Annotated in this window: 13 protein-coding genes; 1 reads left to right on the forward strand and 12 read right to left on the reverse strand. The window is 42.4% G+C overall.

Features of this window, described 5'->3' with window-relative positions; genetic code table 11:
* Window positions 1–5: 5 nt before the first annotated feature.
* On the reverse strand, window positions 6–257 hold the full coding sequence (locus QE417_RS06055) for an isochorismatase family protein (RefSeq protein WP_311948343.1): 252 nt from the start codon (window positions 255–257) through the stop codon (window positions 6–8).
* Window positions 241–639, reverse strand: coding sequence for a hypothetical protein (locus QE417_RS06060; RefSeq protein ID WP_311948345.1), 399 nt, complete (start codon window positions 637–639; stop codon window positions 241–243). Before QE417_RS06060 ends, QE417_RS06055 begins: the two co-directional genes overlap by 17 nt.
* A 215-nt stretch (window positions 640–854) precedes the next feature.
* Between QE417_RS06060 and QE417_RS06065 the strand changes: the two genes are divergently transcribed.
* Entirely contained in the window at window positions 855–2,546 is a 1,692-nt protein-coding gene (locus QE417_RS06065; protein WP_311948348.1) for a sigma-54 interaction domain-containing protein, read from the forward strand.
* A 226-nt stretch (window positions 2,547–2,772) separates the two neighbouring features.
* Here the strand turns inward: QE417_RS06065 and QE417_RS06070 are convergent, their stop codons facing one another.
* The 10 genes from QE417_RS06070 to QE417_RS06115 form a co-directional block, all read right to left on the reverse strand.
* The gene (locus QE417_RS06070; protein ID WP_311948351.1) at window positions 2,773–3,747 is read right to left on the reverse strand and encodes a purple acid phosphatase family protein; all 975 of its coding nucleotides are present in this window, start codon (window positions 3,745–3,747) and stop codon (window positions 2,773–2,775) included.
* Window positions 3,748–3,749: 2 nt separating this feature from the next.
* The gene (locus QE417_RS06075) at window positions 3,750–4,313 is read right to left on the reverse strand and encodes a hypothetical protein (RefSeq protein ID WP_311948353.1); all 564 of its coding nucleotides are present in this window, start codon (window positions 4,311–4,313) and stop codon (window positions 3,750–3,752) included.
* A 5-nt stretch (window positions 4,314–4,318) separates the two neighbouring features.
* Window positions 4,319–6,604: a GH92 family glycosyl hydrolase gene (locus QE417_RS06080; protein WP_311948355.1), complete on the reverse strand. Its 2,286-nt coding sequence runs from the start codon at window positions 6,602–6,604 to the stop codon at window positions 4,319–4,321.
* Between the two features lie 6 nt (window positions 6,605–6,610).
* Complete coding sequence (locus QE417_RS06085) at window positions 6,611–7,765, reverse strand: acyltransferase family protein (protein ID WP_311948357.1); 1,155 nt, start codon at window positions 7,763–7,765, stop codon at window positions 6,611–6,613.
* Window positions 7,762–9,960 (reverse strand): alpha-N-acetylglucosaminidase, encoded by a 2,199-nt coding sequence (locus QE417_RS06090; protein WP_311948359.1) that lies wholly within the window; start codon window positions 9,958–9,960, stop codon window positions 7,762–7,764. The genes QE417_RS06085 and QE417_RS06090 overlap by 4 nt, the downstream gene beginning before the upstream one ends.
* A gap of 31 nt (window positions 9,961–9,991) precedes the next feature.
* The gene (locus tag QE417_RS06095; protein ID WP_311948361.1) at window positions 9,992–11,575 is read right to left on the reverse strand and encodes a glycoside hydrolase family 28 protein; all 1,584 of its coding nucleotides are present in this window, start codon (window positions 11,573–11,575) and stop codon (window positions 9,992–9,994) included.
* Window positions 11,576–11,612: 37 nt separating this feature from the next.
* Window positions 11,613–13,244, reverse strand: a complete 1,632-nt coding sequence (locus QE417_RS06100) for a sodium:solute symporter family transporter (RefSeq protein ID WP_311948364.1) — start codon at window positions 13,242–13,244, stop codon at window positions 11,613–11,615.
* A gap of 147 nt (window positions 13,245–13,391) precedes the next feature.
* Window positions 13,392–15,074: a RagB/SusD family nutrient uptake outer membrane protein gene (locus QE417_RS06105; RefSeq protein WP_311948366.1), complete on the reverse strand. Its 1,683-nt coding sequence runs from the start codon at window positions 15,072–15,074 to the stop codon at window positions 13,392–13,394.
* Between the two features lie 11 nt (window positions 15,075–15,085).
* Window positions 15,086–18,121, reverse strand: coding sequence for a SusC/RagA family TonB-linked outer membrane protein (locus QE417_RS06110; protein WP_311948369.1), 3,036 nt, complete (start codon window positions 18,119–18,121; stop codon window positions 15,086–15,088).
* A 40-nt stretch (window positions 18,122–18,161) separates the two neighbouring features.
* Complete coding sequence (locus QE417_RS06115; RefSeq protein WP_311948371.1) at window positions 18,162–19,040, reverse strand: inositol oxygenase family protein; 879 nt, start codon at window positions 19,038–19,040, stop codon at window positions 18,162–18,164.
* Window positions 19,041–19,140 lie beyond the last annotated feature (100 nt).

Consider the following 19,140-nt stretch of genomic DNA (forward strand, 5'->3'; position numbering starts at 1 on the left):
CTCAATTAATGACTAAACATTTTGTGTGCATATTGAATGCCTATGCCATATGCCCCGCCATGTTTTTTCATAAGGTCGGTTACGGCCTTGTAGGTATCCTGGCGGGCCCAATCGCGTTGTAACTCTAACAAGTATTGTGTAGAGGTAATTGGTTTTACGCCGCTGTGTACCATACGCTGCACCGCACGCTCATGTGCTTCAACGCTTACGTCGCCGCAGGCATCGGTAATGGCATACACTTCATAACCCTCGCTCAAGGCCGACAATGCCGGACCAACAATACATACGCCTGTCCATAAACGCGGCCAGTACAATTTTCCTTTTACCTGTTGCAGTAATGGCTTTGTAGGCAGCTTCATCTTCCCAGGTGTTCATTGAAGTGCGGTCGATATAGTTTGAAGTAGCTTGCGGATAGTATTCTTCTATCTCAGGAAATACCGGGCCGCTGAATGACTCTTCGGCAACGGTAGTAACGATGGTAGGAACATTGAAGATTTTAGATGCGCCCGAAATTACGGCTACATTGGTACGTAACTCCGAAATTGCAATGCTTTTAGTTGCAAAGCTCATTTGGCCTTCAAAATCAATTAATACTAAAGTGTGGTTGTCGGGGGTAAGTAAGTCTGGTGATGGTTTCATAATATTGAATTTTTGAACATCAACATCCATGAACAGTGCCACTCATGCAATATTCTGATATACAACAACTTACAAAACAAACGAACATTTAAAAGTTATGATATATCGTCAATTAACGATTGACGGAATTTATTTTAGCCACTTACAAAAAAGATATATTTGTATATCAGCTAAAAAGCAAAAGCTATTAGTTTTTAATTCCATAATTTGTTACAATGGGCGGCATTTCAGAAAAACTTAGCAATAAATCACACCGGCAGTTACCGGCTGCTGTATTAACCAGTAATTTGCAGGTAGCCCACCTTATTGATACATTTTTTAAAAGACTACAGCTGCTTTATTCCATTGAATATGCTGTTTTACTCGTTTATGATGAACGGCAAACAATGGCTAACGAATGCTTCACTTCAACCTACGATTTGAATGAGGAAGTTTTTGTGAACGAAATAAATGCTCAACCAGCAACACTAACTAATCAGCAAAAAGTTATTGCAGGTTATTCTTTCCCGGTTTTGAAAACTGCGCAGGAATGGGTAGAGGAAACAGGCAAAAACCATAAACCGTTAAACAGCCATTTATCTTACCCATACCATTGCTATATTCCCCTCGAAACCAACAATCATGTACTGGGCACATTTGAATTGCATAATTCCACAGAGTTTAGTACCGAATGCCTTGCATTTTGTTGTAGCGTAGCTGATTTAATTGCCGACATTATACAACATCAGCAAAATAACTACAATAGCAAAGTTGATCAATTACACCATGTGCAAGCCCCACCTGCTGTTTCAAACATAGAGCGCATTGAATCATTAGAAGACTTATTTGACATCGTTATAAAACTTTTACCAGCAACCAGCAATGCAGTACGCAAACAATTTGACGAGTTAAAAAAGCGCGCTGAGCAATTGGATAATGCCACATTATACCAACCAGAAGAACCTACATTTGAATCAAGCTATCCCAATATTATTGGCACAGCAACAGCCATGAAGCGCGTTTTTGGATTAATTGACCAGATTGCAAATTCTGATTCGACCGTGCTGATACTGGGCGAAACCGGCACCGGAAAGGAGCTGATCGCAAAAGCAGTTCACGAACATTCGGGCCGTAAAAACCATGCTATAATTAGCTTAAACTGTGCCGCTATACCTGCAAATTTGATTGAAAGCGAATTATTTGGCCATGAGAAGGGTGCTTTTACCGGAGCTACCGATAAACGTTTAGGCAAATTTGAACTGGCACAAAACGGCACCCTATTTTTAGATGAAGTAGGCGAAATTCCTCTTGACCTGCAGGTTAAACTATTACGTGCTTTGCAGGAAAAAGAGATTGAACGTGTTGGTGGCACCAGTACCATAAAATGCGATGTAAGAGTAATTGCAGCAACCAACCGTAATCTGCAGCACGAAGTTGAGCAAGGTCGCTTCAGGCGCGATTTATATTTCAGGCTCAATGTAATTCCGGTTGAATTACCTGCCTTGCGTGAAAGAACGGAAGATATACCCTTACTGGCCGAATATTTTATAAATAAATATGCCAACAAAACCAACAAGCAGGTAACCGGCCTTACCAAAGGTGCCATAAGGCAATTGCGTAACTATACCTGGCCCGGTAATGTACGCGAGATGGAACACTTGATCGAGCGGCATGTACTACTCAGTAAAAAGCCCATCATAAGCGCTATTGATTTGCCGGTAGCAGAAACAGTTATGCCCGGTAGCAACGGTCATCTTAAAAAAATAAAAACCATTAATGAGAACGAACGCGACCACATTTTTGAGGTATTGCAGCTTTGTAATGGCCGGGTATCAGGACAGCATGGTGCGGCAAAATTATTAGGTGTTCCGGCAACTACCTTAAATTCAAAAATTAAAAAACTGGGTTTAAATAGAAAGCACTTTTAAAAATCAGAGCTTTTTAAATTATTGTCGCAGTCAATTATTGTTATTATTGATAAAAAGCAACAATTAGGCAATAGATGATTCTATGCGAAATGCGAGCCGCAAGCGCGTTGTGAATATGCGGTAAATTCGAAATTAAGTTGCGCTTAACTAATAAGGGATTTATTAAAAAATCCCTTATTAGTGGTTGGTGATGAATACCGCACCTGTAAGTAGCGTTTTAAATGATTTACTTAGCAAGAGTGGTATTGTACAAAATATCTCCTTTGTAGTTTATCGCCTTAACAACTATCTTTTCATCACTTACCGAAAAATACATAAAACCATTTTCGGATGCCAGGAATTTACTGTACGGTGCATCGGGTGTTACCGGTGTTAACTCCGAGCCTGCTCCTGATATAAATTGGTGGGTTACGCCTGTGGGTTTGAGGTGCTGCAACGAATGGTCGTGCCCGGCCAGGTAAATATCCACTTTATGGTCATCAAACACTTTGGTAAGGGCTTTACGTATGGTCACTGTATCATAATTTTGAATACGCGGCCCGGCGGTGTGATAAGGGTGATGCCCTACCACAATTTTCCATTTTACATCAGTTCCCGCTTCACTAAGGGTTTTATTGATCCAGGCTAATTGCTTTTCAGGGTGCTGGTCTTTGATATCGTAAATAATGGGCTGGGTATCTATCATTACAAACAGCGCTTTGCCTTTATCCGAACCTAACGATACTTCTTTACTGTAATAACGCGAGGGCATGTTCCAGCGGCGGCTTACTTTTGAATAGCGTATCTGCGCATCGGGGTCGGCAGCATAATCATGGTTGCCTAAAACCGGGAACCAGTCAACCTGTAAAGAGTGCGCCGTGTACACATTTTCGAATGAATAATGCCAGGCCGGGTCATGCTCGCTAATTACGCCTTTGGGGTAAATATTATCGCCTACAGATATAATGAAGTTATTAGGATTGGTTTTACCCCAATTACCCATTTGCCTGGCCACTTCAACCTGGTTATACTCGCCGTTACGGCCCCAATCGCCAATGGCCATAAAGTTAAGCGGGTAGCCATTTGTTAAACCAGCCGCTGCCGAGAGGTCTTCACTTTCAATATAAGTAACCGGTGTTTCGGCTAAAGATTCGAGCGGGGCTATCAGCGATGCGCCTAAAGCTGTAAGGGTCGTATTCTTTACGAAATCTCTGCGTTTCATAATTATTTAATAGAATTTATTTCCATATCCACCTCTAACGGGTTGCCGGTTATGCGGCATATGAGGGGCATATCGGGGTTGTTTAATATCCAGTATTCGGTAGTTTCGTTCCGCGCGGCTACGTGCAGCACTTCCACTTTTTTACCGTCAACTAACAGCGTTTCGGGTTTACCATCATTTTTAAGATCGTAAATGGTATTATCATACTCATAACTATGCTTTTGAACCAAATTTTGAAAAGCATTTTTTGAGATAAACAAAAACGTTTGATTAGCCGGCAAAACTACTTTTTTATCGGGCTCAGGCTGCACAAAACTGAGCTTATTGGCGCTTCGCACGGCATCGGGTAATATAACGTATGTGCCGCTTGTGGTATTGCGCATTTTCCAATCTAACACCACACTATCAGTTAAGCGGGTAACGGTTATCGAAAACGCCACCTGCTGCCCGTGCAAACGTAGCGTGTAATTTACAACGCTGCCTTGTTGTATAACTTTTTGTTGCTGCTGAGCCTTTAACGCAAAAACCTGGGTAAATAGTGCCAGCGTAAATAATAGTTTCTTCATGGTACTTAGTTTTTACTTGGTGGCAATACCTTGGTACCCCATGAGGTGGGTTTGCTGGTCATTTCAAAAGTTAATTCGCCACCTTTTACAATATCAGCATGCTCTATCCAGGCCTGGTCAAAATCTTTTCCGTTAAGTTTCACCGATTTAACGTATACATTTTGTGCCGATAGGTTTTTGGCCGTGATCCTGAAATCTTTACCATTTTCCTGGTGTAAAGTTACCTGTTTAAGCATAGGAGAATTAAGCAGGTAGTATGATTGCCCTGCATTTGGATAAAAGCCCATCATTTGGAATGCCAGCCATGACGACATTGCCCCCGAATCATCATTACCAGGTAAGCCGGTTGGCGAAGTATTAAAATTATCGGTAACGATTTGCCTGATGCGCTGGCTGCTCAAATCGGGGCGTCCTATCCAATGGTACAAGCTTGGCGTTAAAAACGAGGGTTCGTTATCAACGTTATAAAAACGTTTTTCAAACAAGGTATCCAGCCGTTGCTTAAAAGCTTCTTTACCACCCGATTTTTCAACCAACTGCGGTACCTGGTGCGGAATGCTTAACGAATATTCCCACGAGGTGGCCTCATAAAAGAAACCGCACCAATGGCAAACATACCACGGGTATTCGCGGCTTAATGGGGTATATTTAAACGTTGGATGCTGGTTTTTAGATGTTCCGTAAGGTATTTCATCCAGCCAGCGGCCTGACGAATCTTTAGGCATGATAAAGCCGGTTGCACCGTGGTCTTTATAGCCATCGCGCCACAGGTTTTTCCAGTTATCGGCCAGCTTAATATATTTTTGATAGATGGCCGTTTTGCCCATGCCTTTAGCAACCATGGCTATGCAGTAATCTTCGTAAGCATAATCGGTAGTGCGGTTACCTGCACGTGGTATATGGTACGGCACATAACCCAACCGATCGTATTTGGGTATTCCGCCCCTGCCCTCTTTTTCTTCTAAACCGCCCGGCGGCACTGTGGCATCTTTAAGCATGGCCTCCAAAGCCACGTTATAGTTTATGCCTTGCAAACCTTTCGCAAAAGCATCGGCTATCAGTACCTCGGCGTTAGAGCCACCTTGTGTGCGCCCGTTGTAATTGCCGCTGCGGGCATCGGGCATGTAACCATCGTGCTTGTAAATATTAAGCAAGGCATTAACAATTTCGGTTTGCCTTGCAGGCGAAATAAGTGTAATAAGTGGATTTGACGATCTAAAGGTATCCCATATGGCATAAAAGTCATCATAGTAAGGTTCGCTCCCGCTCCACAAAGGGTTTTCGTTGGTGCGGTTAACCGGCATGAGCATGGTATGATATAGCGCGGTGTAAAACATTTTTTTCTGCTCTACAGAGGCATCCGCACTTATCTCAATCCGGCTGAGCAGGTTGTTCCACTTTTGCCTAACCTCACCCAAAACTTTATCAAAACTCCAGTGCGGAATTTCTTGCGCTACGTTTTCTTTTGCCTTGCCTTCGCTCACAAATGATATGCCTATTTTTACTTTTAGCGTATCATTTCCGGCATCCTTAAATGAAAGTAAGGCACCTGTTTTTTCAGCACCGTCAAACTGTTGCTTAACGCCCGGAAACAGCTTTTTTCCTTTCCAGGTAGAAAGACTTTTAACCGGCGTATTAAATACGGCATGAAAGTACACCGTATACGCCGCGCCGTTGTTCCATCCTCCGCGTATGCGGCTGTAACCACGTACTTCGGTATCTGATACCACTTCAATTTCCGAGCCCACAAATTGCTGTGCTTCACGGGCATCGGGTACGGGGTTTTCGCCCAAAAAGAAACCGGCATCAATAGCCAAAGCTTTTGATGCCTTAGCCGGGTAAGTAAACTTGTAAAATGATGCCTTATCGGCGGTAGTAATTTCGGTTTTTATATTGTGCTTTTTGAGCTTTACACTGTAATACCCTAAAGTCATTTTTTCATCCTGGCGCATGGATGAGTGGTCTAAACTTATCAACGCACCGGTAAAAGGCATAATTAAAATATTGCCATACTTTGGGCCGCCACCGGTACCACTCACATGTACCTGGCCAAAGCCGGTTACGGGCGCAGGTTCGGGTAACCAGCCGCTATTGGGCCTTACCGTACAGTCAGGACTTGGCTTAACCATACCAAACGGGCACGACGGACCAATAAACACGCGCCCTACCCCTTCAGAGCCTATCCGCGTATCGACATATTGGTGCAGGTTGCTTTGGGCCGATGCTTGCAATGCTGAGATAAGCGCCAAAGAGCCTATTAACAAGCACTGCAAAGATTTATTAAAATACATAGATGTTTAGATTTTGAGAAATATCTTATTCCGGTACAAGATGTAAAGCAGCGTTAACTGCACGGCAATAACCGATAAGGCACCAAATACAGGCTGCCAACTTACAGCGGCAAATTGTATCATACCGCCAAATAAATAATTAGCGGTGTGCCAAAAATCTACCATACCCTCGGCTGCCATGTAAATGAGGATGGAGTTGCTGCCAATAAGTATAAACGGAAACGCCCACTTACGGTAACCGGCAACATCGATAATCAGGTAAAACACAGCCAAAAACAACAGGCTGAAACCGCCTACATACAACACAAAAGAGCTTGTCCACAAGCGTTTGTTGATGGGGAATGTGATGTTCCATAATGAACCCAAAGCCACCAGAATTATACCTGCAGCCAATAAGACCAAGGCTTTTTTCAACATCGTCCAGCGCTCATTGGTGCTTTTTAAAAACTGCCCTGTAAATACACCCAGCAAAGCGGTGCCTATGGCCGGTAAGGTAGATAAAACACCCTCGGGGTCGTGTACGCCATCATGCAATCTGCCCGGAAGCAACAAACGGTCAACATACGATTCCAGGCTACCCGCCATGGTAAGCACACCTGCACCAAAACCGGGCACGGGTATAAGCATCATGGCTGCCCAGTATCCTAAAAGCAAACCGGCAAACCATAGCACTTGTCCTTTTACATTAAAGTTTAAGTAAATAATGCCCGCAAAAAACCATGCTAAACCAATACGACCTAAAACACTGGCAAAACGGGTGTTTTCATAACCGTTAAACTTAAACAAGCCGTTTACTACCACACCTAAAAACACCAGTATTAAGGCGCGTTTAAGCATGCCTAAATAAATGCCTTTTTTTTGAGCCGATGATAATTGGAAGGCATCGGTACACCCTGCATCTGTAATTTTGCGGTGCATTGAGTACGGCATGCTTACCCCTGCTATAAATAAAAACAGCGGGAAGATCATGTCGTAAAACGTGATTCCGTTCCAGTCGGTGTGATGCAACTGTGCCGACATCCATAAGAATGCCGGCCATTTAGTTGCCTTCGCTAAAGCATGGAAAAGACCTTCGCCGCTAATGATCCAAAACATATCAAAACCCCGCAAGGCATCTAACGATACCAGCCTTTGAGTTTTGGTGGCCGGGGCGTTGCTCATAAGTTTGCGGTAATTACGGCGTTATACTTTTTGTACAGTTGCTGCACAACCGGAATGCTTTGCCCGGTTGTTTTGGTAGGGTACGGATTATTTGCTTTAACCCAGTTCCACTCCCATTCGCTTATTTCTTTGTTAAAGAGAGCTAAGTCAAGCGGTTTATCAGCTTTAAGAGATACCTCTGCTGCCGCAAAAAACTTTTGCCATCTTACTTTATAAAAACCGTTAAGCAACCCGCTCCACTGGCGGCATGAGTACTCATGCAGCGGGCTGTTTTTATCGCCCCATAAGGTTATAAGGTCACGGGCATTTTGTTCGTAAAGGTCCTTTTCGGCCGGGGTGGTTCCGCAACTACGTGCATCGGCAAGCCAGGGGCCTAATAAGAAATCTTTACGGGTGGCCAGCAGCATATCCATATCGGTAATCAACTGCAAATATTCTGCGCTGTACTTTTTAAAGTCGGCCATGTTTTTTTGCTGATAGGCCTTAACCCATTTTTGCTGTAACGGACCGGCATAGTTAGCCAATACCTGGCGAGTTACATCAACCAAATCATAACCAAAACCATCGCTCATACTGCTTGCAGGTATGGCAGCAATCATTTCATGCCAGGCCGGCAGCAGGTCTTTACGTTTGTAATTCAACTTGGTTTTGGTCCAAACAGTGGCAGAATCAAAGGTTGGCCTACCGGTTATTATTGACTCGGCACCATCGCGGATGTCTTTGCCGTTATATACCGTACGTTTAAGCACCTGCCAAGCATTGATTGCATGTTTGTCTTTATTGCCATAACGGTTTAATATGTATTGTTCCAGCCATTGGTCAACATTGATCGGGTTGGTTTGCCAGGTGTGCTTGGTCATTAGCTCATATAAAACCGGGTTTTGCTCAATGGCTTCCATGGTAAGGCCAATGCCCTCCATTTTGCCCGATGCAGGGTCTTTCAACGCCGCTGCCGGCCCTTCGGCCACACCCTCTATCCTGCCGAACATGGAGATGTTACCCCCAAAGTTGTGCAGCATATTCCATATCCATGGCTTGCCGTAGTAAGCATCGGTACGTTTCCAAACCGGTTCAATTTCGGTAGCCAGATCAAGCATGATCATGTGGTCGTTCGGAACGGCTTCGAGTAAGGCTTTTATCTGAGGGGTTTTCCAGAATTTACGGTCGCTGTAAAACAACCAACCCTGCATTACCCAAACGGCTTTAGGGTCAACCTTGCTCATGGCCTGGTACACGCGCGCACTTAATGCCGACAAGTATGCCGGGTCATCAGTTGGCGGTTCGTTTTCGTTAAAAGTATCGGCCGAGTACAAATGATCGGTACCGTAAAGGCGGGTTTGCACCTCTAAGAATTTACGGCCAATTTGCTCAAACATCGGGTCTTCGGTATCTAAAATATAAGTATCGTCGAAACCGTTAGTCCAGTTGGTTTGCTTTAATTTAGATGCCGGGAACCTTGTTTTAAATGCAGCCGGCACGTGACCGGTAAACGATTGAAGCACAGGTTTCATGCCTAAAGCACGCTCACGTTTCAAAACCTGTTGCTGCAAATCACGGTGACTGGTCATCCAGCTTACCGGTAGCGGTCCGCCCCAGCCATCTAAATTACCCATCCAAAACCACGAAAAGTAAGCCGGGCCGCAAAAAAATCCGCTCAGGTCTTTATCAGTAAAACCCATGCCTTTGTAAACTTCGTACCAGGTATACTCCTGCCCGGTTAATGCCAACGGCATGTTGATACCGTGCAAGGCCATCCAGTCAATTTCTTTTTCCCAGCGTTTCCAGTCCCACCAGCTCATGCTGTAATTGTAGGTACAGTAGTTGAGGTAATAGCGGTAATCATAAGGTGTATTCTTCACTACCTTTTTAGGCACTACAGGTGCTTTAAGCGGCAGGTTTAAATTGGTGCCGTTCCAGGTGATCTGGCAGTGGCAATACTCAGTAAGATAATGATAAAGAGCCGATGCAATCGAAACTCCATTGTTACCCCTCAACACTACTTTGCCCCTTTTACATTCAATTTCAAAATAGTCTTTACCTGTTTTTGATTCAATTTGCTGAACCACAAACCAACTGGCTTTGGCAGGAACTACACGTTTAATTAAAGCATAGGAGGCCTCTACCGTTTTTTGGGCCTGTACACACAGCGGCAATAACGCCACTATTAAAACCAAACCTATTTTATGTGTATTCATTTACTGCTAAATTTGTTATTGGTATAAATCGCTACTTAATTATTTTCAATTCAATTATTTGCACGCTCTTGCTGGCTTTACCAGCAACTTTAACGCTGCCAACTTTGGCTTCAGGCGAATTGTTAATTACCACAGCCGGGATAGCTTGTGTTTTGTTAATGTTCAGGCTACCAATGTTCAGGTTCTTTACATCGTCGAAAATGGCGGCTTTGCGCAAATCATTTTTTTTATAGCTGAGCTTTACATTTTTAAACACAATACCATTGGCATGCCTGGTGTAAAAGCCCCATGCGGGTAAATCGCCAAACATCGAAAACTCGGGATAATCGCCAATTACTTCAGGAATGTTCTCCAAGTTACTTATGCTGAATTTTGGATAATTTTTAGATACGGTACCCTCGTAAGAGATGTCGATGTTTTCAAGCGTAACGTCCTCTACGTCGTGCCCGGGTATACCCACTATCGACGAAGGGAAAACATTGTGTTTTGTTCTAACGATGGGGCCTTCCATATTGTATCCCTTATCGGGCTTACCAGCGGGCACCTGCACTTTTACATTACCGATATATACCCGGCGCAGTATGCCTGGTTCGGCATTTTTGTTGCGTTTTCCTATGCGTATAAATATGGCGTTACCAGTATTCCGGGCATTAATATTTCTAACATCAATATCTTCAATTAAGCCGCCATCAACCGTTTCAATAGCTATAGCCGAGCGGTAAGTATCATATACCTCGATATCGTGTATCTTAATTTTTTTAAAGCCACCGTGTGATGCCGTACCAAACTTTACAGCACTCGCGCTCGAACGTACCCGGCAGTTATAAATTTCAATGTTTTCGCAGGCACTTTTGGGGTTATGCGATTTTAAGCAAATACCATCATCGGCAACGTTAAAAAAGCTGTTGGATAGTTTTACATTCTGGCAGTCAACCAAATCTATGCCGTCATTATTTAAAAACGTGTTGCTTTCTACTTTTATGCTGTCAATCACCATATCTCGGCAGTCGCGGTAATCCTGTATCCAGCATAAACCATTTTTTATGGTGATATTCTTAACAGTTACGTCCTGGCAATTCTTAAAATCCATCAGGTGCGGGCGGTTATTCTCTTCAGGGCGCTTTTGATTCCAAGGGTTATAAGTTTGCCACTCGGTATCTTTTAATGTTCCGGCACGCAGCATACGATATATATCTTCCAAAAGCGCTTCGCCCCTGCCGTCGATAGTTCCGGAGCCTGTAATGGCAACGTGGTTAACATCAGTAGCTACGATTAGGGCTGATGCCTTGTTAGGGCCGTAATCTGCCCGTTTGGTGGTGGCCAGCAAAGCTGCACCTTTATCAAAATGCAGGTTTACGTTCGACCGTAGGTAAAGTACCCCGGTAACAAAATTACCTTTAGGTACCAATACTATCCCACCACCGTTTTCAGATGCCGTGTTCATTGTTTTTTGAATAGCCTTCGTATTATCGGTTTTGCCGTCGGCAACAGCACCGTAGCTTGTGATGCTGTAAACCTTATCAGGAGCAGTTGCTTTGGCGGCACTTAAATGAAGCAATAAAAACCAAGCACTTGCCAAAGCACTGCACATGTGTTTAATCTTGTTTTTTTTCATTAGGATAGTAAATGAATATAATTTTAAGCAGCATTGCTTACCAGTAAACCGTATACAAAGCGGTAAGAATGCCCATTATAATAACAGCCATAATTAAAAAGGCTGGTGAAACTTTAAAATCGGTGCGTTGCGGCAGTAAAATTGGGGAGGTATATTGCCGTGGTTTAACCAGGCTTATTACCACCATTAAAACTACTACCAAAACAAAAGTTATGCTCATACGATCAAGAAACGGATAGTTTGGAAATGCTCCGTTTGTCCAGTAAGGCAAAAACTTTAGTATGCTTGAGATAGGCACAGTTAGTACCGCAGCTGCCATAGCAGCGCCTGCAGTGGTACGTTTCCAAAACAGGCCCAACATAAAAATTGCCAGTACACCCGGCGAAAAGAAGCCTACATACTCTTGAATGAATTGGTAAACCTGGTCTAAAGAACGCAGTGCCGGTGTTACCAATCCTGCAATAAGCATACATATAATTACAGCCCAGCGGCCTGTTAAAACCAGCTTATGCTCTGATGCTGATTTGTTAAAATATTTTTGATAGATATCTAACGAAAATATAGTAGATATACTATTGGCTTTACCCGCCAATGATGCCACAATTGCTGCTGTTAAAGCTGCAAAAGCTACACCTTTTAAACCTGCAGGCAGGAGGTTCATTAAAGTTGGGTAAGCCTGATCGGGTTTGGGCTTCCCACCTATACCCATCATCTCCTGCTGAAACAAACCTTTGTTGTGCAAAACATACATGATAATACCTGGCAAAACGGCAATTACCGGAACCAGTAATTTTAAAAACGCCGCAAATAAAATACCGGTACGGGCAGTTTTAAGGTTAGCGCCCAATGCGCGTTGTACTATGTATTGGTTACAGCCCCAATAAGCCAGGTTGTTTACCAGCATACCACCAATAATTACCGATGTACCGGGCAACTCCATATAATGGGGGCTCGATTTATCGAATATCATGTGCAGGTGATCGGGGGCTTCTTTTTTAAGTACAGATAACCCTTTGATAATATCGGAACCGAAACCATATTCATGGGCTAATAATGAGAGTGCCAAGTAAGTTGTCACCAAACCGCCGGCTATAAGTACTACAACCTGTATAACATCGGTATAGCCAATAACCTTCATACCACCGAGGGTTACTACAACCGAAAAAATGCAAAGCATCACCACACAAAAACCAAACGACAAGCCTGATATGGCCGAAACCGCGATAGCTCCTAAATAGATGATGGAAGTAAGGTTTACAAACACATAAACCAGCATCCAAAACACGGCCATAATGGTGCTAACCTTATCATTATACCGTTGCGCCAAAAACTGGGGCATGGTAAATATTTTATTTTTAAGATACAGGGGAATAATAAACCAGGCTACTATGATAAGCGTTGCGGCCGACATCCACTCGTAGCTGGCAATGGCCAGGCCCATGGCAAAACCCGAACCCGACATGCCGATAAAGTGCTCGGCAGAAATATTTGATGCAATTAGCGATGCTCCTATGGCCCACCAGGTTAAAGAGCCTTCGGCCAGGAAGAAATCCTGCGGATTATCAGTACTCTCTTTTTTGCGGTATATATAATAGCCGTAAGCCGATACGACAATGAAATAGATAAAAAAAACCAGAATATCGGCTGTTTGTAAATTGTTCTTACTCATAATAGGGTATAGTGTATGCAACTAAAATCTTCACCTTAATGATAGAGATAATTTTAAGGGAATAAAAGTATACACTAATTGTTAATTAGCTGATACCGGCTATAAAAAAACCAGCTCCACTGGTTAGGTGGAGCTGGTTAATATAAATTAATTAGGGTATCCGGGGTTTTGTTGCAACTTAGAATTGGTTTGGAAACCTGATGTTGGTATTGGGAATATACGACGGTAAGTATCGGCATTGTTTTTACCTAAACCGTAGGTATTTTCATATTTACCAAACCTGATCATGTCGTTACGGTGCCATCCTTCATAAGCCATTTCTCTAACACGCTCAGCGTAAAGGCCTTCTAAATCTAAAGTAGTTAAGGCAGGAGATGTTGTACGATTAGCTCTGATTTGGTTAACCAATGATAATGCTGTTGCGCCTAAAGTAGCGTTACCACCACGTAAAATTGCTTCAGCTTTCATTAACAGGATGTCTGAATAACGTAACACTGGAAAATCATTGTTCTGATTACGGTTAATGGTGTTGGTGTAATCGGCCAGGAATTTATTGTTACGGTAACCTGTGTTCCAGGCAATCTCATCACGACCTAAGTCATAATCAGAATTGGTACCTGTACGAGGCCTGAAAGTTAATTGACTTAACACCAACGGATAAACAAATTTTGCAGTGGGATTTGGTCCTGTGTAAAATTGATTGTAGCCAACATTAGTAGTACTTACCATAATCGGGCTACCATCTTGCCAGTACTGCTGACCGGTTAACCATTGCTTGTTACGAATATCGTTAGCATCATTAAAATAAGCATAGTACTCAGCTGTAGTCATTGACGGGCCACTTGGTCTGTTATTAGCTAAGCCATTACCTGTGCTTTCGTTGATTACAGGATTAACATACCCACCGGCAGTTGAACCTGAATAACCATATCGTATACCTAAGTTACGGTTAAGGTTATACCTTGCAAAAATCAAATTTCCTGAAGAGTTTGATGCATCGTAAGGTATAGCAAAAATGAACTCTTTTTGAGTTGTTGCTCCGTTTGTAGGGTAAAACATTTGCAGGTACGAAGCCATAGGCTCTACCGAGTATTTGTTAGCACCGATAACTTGGTCACAAGCTGCAATACAATCGTTATATCGTTGAGTTCCGGTATAAACTGCTGCATTCAGGTACATTTTTGCTAATAATGAGTAAGCAAAATGCCTGGTTACCAAACCGTAAGTTGCAGGAGTAACATCAGTTTTAAGATAAGGAATAGAGGCTTTTAATTCACTTTCAATAAAATTAAAAACCTGTGCGCGGGTAGCCTGAGGCTGCAACTCTTTGGTTCCATATAAGGTATCTAATGGTATATTTCCAAAGCTATCCATGCCCATAAAAAAAGCGAATGCACGAAGGGTTTTTAATTCAGCAACGCTGCTTGATTTTGCCGCACTTGCAGGTGCTGATTTAAAAATCGATAGGGTTTGGTTGGCAACGCCTATCATATTAGTATAATAGTACCAAACGGCATTTACGCCAGAATTATCTTTTGTCCAGGTATGGCGGTGTAACTCCATATATCTGTTGCCGTCAATCCAGTCTGGACCGAAAACAGCCAACAGGTTTTCGTCCGTTGTATGGCTTTGTGAAAAAAAGTATGCGCCTGTGTAATCAGATCTTAAAGCTACATACACAGAGCCTGTTACAGCCTGGAATTGGGCTGGTGTTTGCGGAAATACCTCCGGGGTTAGCTGTGTGTCTACCTTAACATCTGTTTTGTGACAAGAAGATAAAACTACAGCCATGCAAGCAGCAGATGCGATAGTTAAAAATATATTTTTCATCTCTGTTATGATTATAATGATACGTTTACGCCCAATAAAAATGTACGTGTTTTTGGATAAAAGTTGTTGTAATCTATACCTGGCGACTGACCACCTTGGTTTATTTCAGGATCAACACCTTTATAACCAGTAATAACAAATAAGTTGTTGCCGGTTAAGTAAACGCGTATGTTACTGATAGATTTAATTGGTTGTTTAATGTTATACCCTATTGTAGAGTTATCTAATCTTACGTAAGATCCACTTTCAATATACCTGTCTGAATAGAAGTAATTACGTGTATCAGTAATTTTATCATCGGCAGCAGTGCGTAAAATGTTGTTTGCGCTTGCAGAAGATACGTTTGATAAATCTGCGCGGGTTGCGTTAAATATCTTATTGCCAAATGTACCTCTTAAAAAGATATTAAGGTCGAAGTTTTTGTAACGGAACGAGTTATTCCAACCCATTAACACTTTTGGTTGTGGGCTGCCTGCATAAAAATAGTCAACCCCGGTAGCTGGCTGCGTAGTGGTAGAACCATCACGTTTGTAAAACAGTGAGTTACCATTAGCATCTTTGCCTGCATATTTGAAAGTAAAGAACTGACCTAAAGGATAACCTGTTTTTAATATTTGCAAAGTAGAACCTGATTGGCCCGGACCTTCAGGAGAAGTGTAAAGAATCGAATCTCCGTTAGCGTAAGGGCTAACTAAGCTGGTAACTTTATTTTTGTTGTAAGCAGCGTTAATAGTGCTTGACCAATTGAAGTCTTTAGACGATACCGGGTTAGCAGTTAAGCTTACCTCAATACCTTTATTGTTGATACTACCGCCGTTTGCATTGATGTTACCACCAGGTACTAATGAAGCCGAAACACGGTAGTTGAACAACATATTGGTAGTGTTTTTATTATACACATCTACCGTACCGGTAATTTTGTTATTCAGGATTCCAAATTCAACACCGATGTTTGAAGATGCAGTGCGCTCCCATTTCAAATCTGGATTTTGTCCTTGAATAGGCGCGAAGGCAGATTCTAATACGCCATTGTTATAATATTTGTCAACCGCACCGTAAAGTAACTGAGCAGTATAAGCTCCTATACCAAATGAGTTACCGGTTACACCATAACTTCCACGCAATTTCAAACTGGTAAACACCTTTTGATTTTTCATGAAGTCTTCCTTATCGATGTTCCATCCTATAGATGCTGATGGGAAATATCCCCAACGGTTGTTAACACCAAATACCGAGCTACCATCTCTCCTAACCGATCCTTGTAACAGGTACTTACCTTGGTAGTTGTAATTAAACCTGAAGAAATCAGATACTAATAACGTTTTACCGTAAATACGCGAGTCACCAAAACCAATTCTGTAACTACTAACTGCGTAAGGGTTTGAAAGTGCAAGGTTATTGTAGCCAACATTATCAGTAGGGAAATTGATACTTGTTGCGGTAAGACCATCACCCGATACATTCTCTTGATAAGAGTAACCTAATACTGCAGTTAAAGAGTGTTCACCAAACTTCTTGTCCCAGGTAAGGAAAGTTTCAAGCGTTTTAACAGTGTTAGATAATTCACTACGGGCGGCGGTACCATTTTGACCGAGGCTAATTAAAGTATGGGATACTCCAATAGCCGGATCAGGGTTGTTGTAGAAACTATTGCCTCTATAAGCGTTATAATATGAGCCATAGTACTCACCACGAGAAGCAGTTGTTTTTTGATATGACAGATTCACATTGTAAGTAAATCCGAAAGGTAGTTTTGCTTCAGTAAAAAATGAACCTAACAATACGTTATACTTTGTGTCATCTTTAGCATTATTGGCAATAGCTAAAGGATTGAAATAACCTGTGTTACCAAAGTTTTCATAGTAACTTCCATCAGCGTTGTAGATTGGGTTTACAGGTAAATGCTTGGCGGCCTGTAATAACACTACGTTTTGTAATGGTACATTATGAGAATTACTTGAAGAGTTTGACAAGTTTAAGCTAAACTTCAACTTATCATTTAACGCATACTGATCAACCGCTAAACGGCCAATTACGCGCTCTAATGAGCTACCTTGTAATATACCGTCCTTTGTAAAGTAGTTAATACTTGCGCTGTATGTGCCATGCTCTGAGCCGCCGTTTAAAGAAACGTTATGGTTTTGAGCAAATGCTGAAGAGCGCTGGATCGCTTTCATCCAATCAGTATTAGCACCCAAATCATTATTGGCCGAAAAACCTGCATTATTTTTTGTTAAATAAGCACGTATTTCATCTGCGTTCATCAAGTCTAATGAATTGCTTACTTTCTCAATACCTGCATAGCCGCTGTAAGATACATTTGAAGAGTTTTTCTTGCCTCTTTTGGTAGTAACCATAATTACACCGGCAGAAGCACGGTTACCGTAAATAGCGGTAGCAGCGGCATCTTTAAGTACGTCGATAGTAACAATGTCATTAGGTGCAACGGCAGCAATATCTGCGCCCGGAATACCATCGATTACATAAAATGGCGAACCAGGGCTGTTTACAGTAGAAGCACCACGTAAAATTACAGAAGCAGGCTTGTTTGGATCGCCGCTTGCGGTTATGTTTAAGCCCGGTACCTTACCTTGCAGCAACTGGCCCACATCGGCAATTGCACCGCGGTTTAGGTCTTCCTGCTTTACCTGGCTAATAGCACTCGATATAGCTTTACGTGAACTTGTACCGTAACCTACCACAACAACATCTTTCAATGCATTGCTCGATTCATCTAATGTAATGCTGTAGCTGTTTTCGGCAGTAACGGGTACTTCTTTAGTGGTGTAACCTATTGAGGTAAGCACCAATGTTTCGCCTTGTTTGGCAGTAATGCCAAATTTACCATTAACATCGGTTTGAGTTGCTCGGTTGGCACCTTTTACTGCAACTGTAACACTGGGCACCGGGGTACCTTTGGCATCAACTACGGTTCCGTTGATGCGTCTTTCTGTTTGAGAAAATGATTGCTGGAAAGCAAAAATCATGGCAAGAAAGAGCCATAAAGGCAGAAAACTACCTTTTCTAAAGGGTAAATTTATTCTCATATTTGTTTGGTTTGTTTATTATTCAATTTTGCAAAGGTGCTTAAAATTTAAGCTTTGCGGGGAGGTATTTAGCAATAATGTCCTGATAGTAACCTTTAATATTTTCCCAATTTGGAGGAACCGGGCTTTTCGAGTACAGATCGTAAGGGTTGAACAACTTCACCCATTTCAGCATTTCGCGGTCATGATCGTCAAGCAAGTAGCTGTACTCGCCTTCGCGGTGCCATGAGTAAAATGAATGGTAACGCAGCATATATAACGCAGGCTCAGGCAAATAATCCTTCATCATCTGGTAAACATACTCATCATGCCCCCATGACATATGTACATTTCGTAAACCACAACCTTCTTCATACACGCCCAGGCGGGTATTGTAAGCAGGGTTATTGTAATCAGGGTTGTGCACAAAAAATTCAGGGTAAACAATTTTTTGCGAGTAAGCACAGCCTACCGGAAAGGTATCTCCTACTACCGCCCATTGTGGTTCGCCAAAAAGGCAAAGCGTTTTGCCCATGTCATGCATCAAGCCGGTTAAAACCATCCAGTCAGGGTGCCCGTCGTTACGTATGGCTTCGGATGTTTGCAACAAATGTTGAAACTGATCCAGATCGGTGTCAGGGTCCGAGTCATCCACTAATTGATTCAAAAAATCAAAAGCTTCCCAAATCGTCATTTCTTTGCGGTTAAAGGCTAAAAAATCAGCCCTTTTTTGCTGCACAAAGTCATACGTTTGGTAAGTGTGGTTTAAACGGTAAAATTCCTTTACAGTGTCACGTGCGGGATCATCGTACTGGCGGTATTCTTCCGTGCTTCTTGATGTAGCAATTGACTCAGGATCGGGATAACGATTTAGTACATCATCTTCCCAGTCATCCAGACTTGCGAGAGGGTTAACTTCAGAATCGTTCAACTCTTTCATAATTTTTTCAGGAAATATGCAGGTTTAAAAATGAACGCTGCGGTTTATAATCGTTGCTTCTTTTACTAAAAGATGATGCTAATATAGGTTTGGATTTAAG

It is taken from the genome of Mucilaginibacter terrae, assembly GCF_031951985.1.
Classification (GTDB): domain Bacteria; phylum Bacteroidota; class Bacteroidia; order Sphingobacteriales; family Sphingobacteriaceae; genus Mucilaginibacter; species Mucilaginibacter terrae_A.

What these genes read in the sequence shown, in the direction of transcription:
- QE417_RS06060 (WP_311948345.1), bottom strand. Translation starts at nt 639, where the DNA reads ATGAAACCATCACCAGACTTACTTACCCCCGACAACCACACTTTAGTA.
- QE417_RS06065 (WP_311948348.1), top strand. Translation starts at nt 855, where the DNA reads ATGGGCGGCATTTCAGAAAAACTTAGCAATAAATCACACCGGCAGTTA.
- QE417_RS06070 (WP_311948351.1), bottom strand. Translation starts at nt 3,747, where the DNA reads ATGAAACGCAGAGATTTCGTAAAGAATACGACCCTTACAGCTTTAGGC.
- QE417_RS06075 (WP_311948353.1), bottom strand. Translation starts at nt 4,313, where the DNA reads ATGAAGAAACTATTATTTACGCTGGCACTATTTACCCAGGTTTTTGCG.
- QE417_RS06080 (WP_311948355.1), bottom strand. Translation starts at nt 6,604, where the DNA reads ATGTATTTTAATAAATCTTTGCAGTGCTTGTTAATAGGCTCTTTGGCG.
- QE417_RS06085 (WP_311948357.1), bottom strand. Translation starts at nt 7,765, where the DNA reads ATGAGCAACGCCCCGGCCACCAAAACTCAAAGGCTGGTATCGTTAGAT.
- QE417_RS06090 (WP_311948359.1), bottom strand. Translation starts at nt 9,960, where the DNA reads ATGAATACACATAAAATAGGTTTGGTTTTAATAGTGGCGTTATTGCCG.
- QE417_RS06095 (WP_311948361.1), bottom strand. Translation starts at nt 11,575, where the DNA reads ATGAAAAAAAACAAGATTAAACACATGTGCAGTGCTTTGGCAAGTGCT.
- QE417_RS06100 (WP_311948364.1), bottom strand. Translation starts at nt 13,244, where the DNA reads ATGAGTAAGAACAATTTACAAACAGCCGATATTCTGGTTTTTTTTATC.
- QE417_RS06105 (WP_311948366.1), bottom strand. Translation starts at nt 15,074, where the DNA reads ATGAAAAATATATTTTTAACTATCGCATCTGCTGCTTGCATGGCTGTA.
- QE417_RS06110 (WP_311948369.1), bottom strand. Translation starts at nt 18,121, where the DNA reads ATGAGAATAAATTTACCCTTTAGAAAAGGTAGTTTTCTGCCTTTATGG.
- QE417_RS06115 (WP_311948371.1), bottom strand. Translation starts at nt 19,040, where the DNA reads ATGAAAGAGTTGAACGATTCTGAAGTTAACCCTCTCGCAAGTCTGGAT.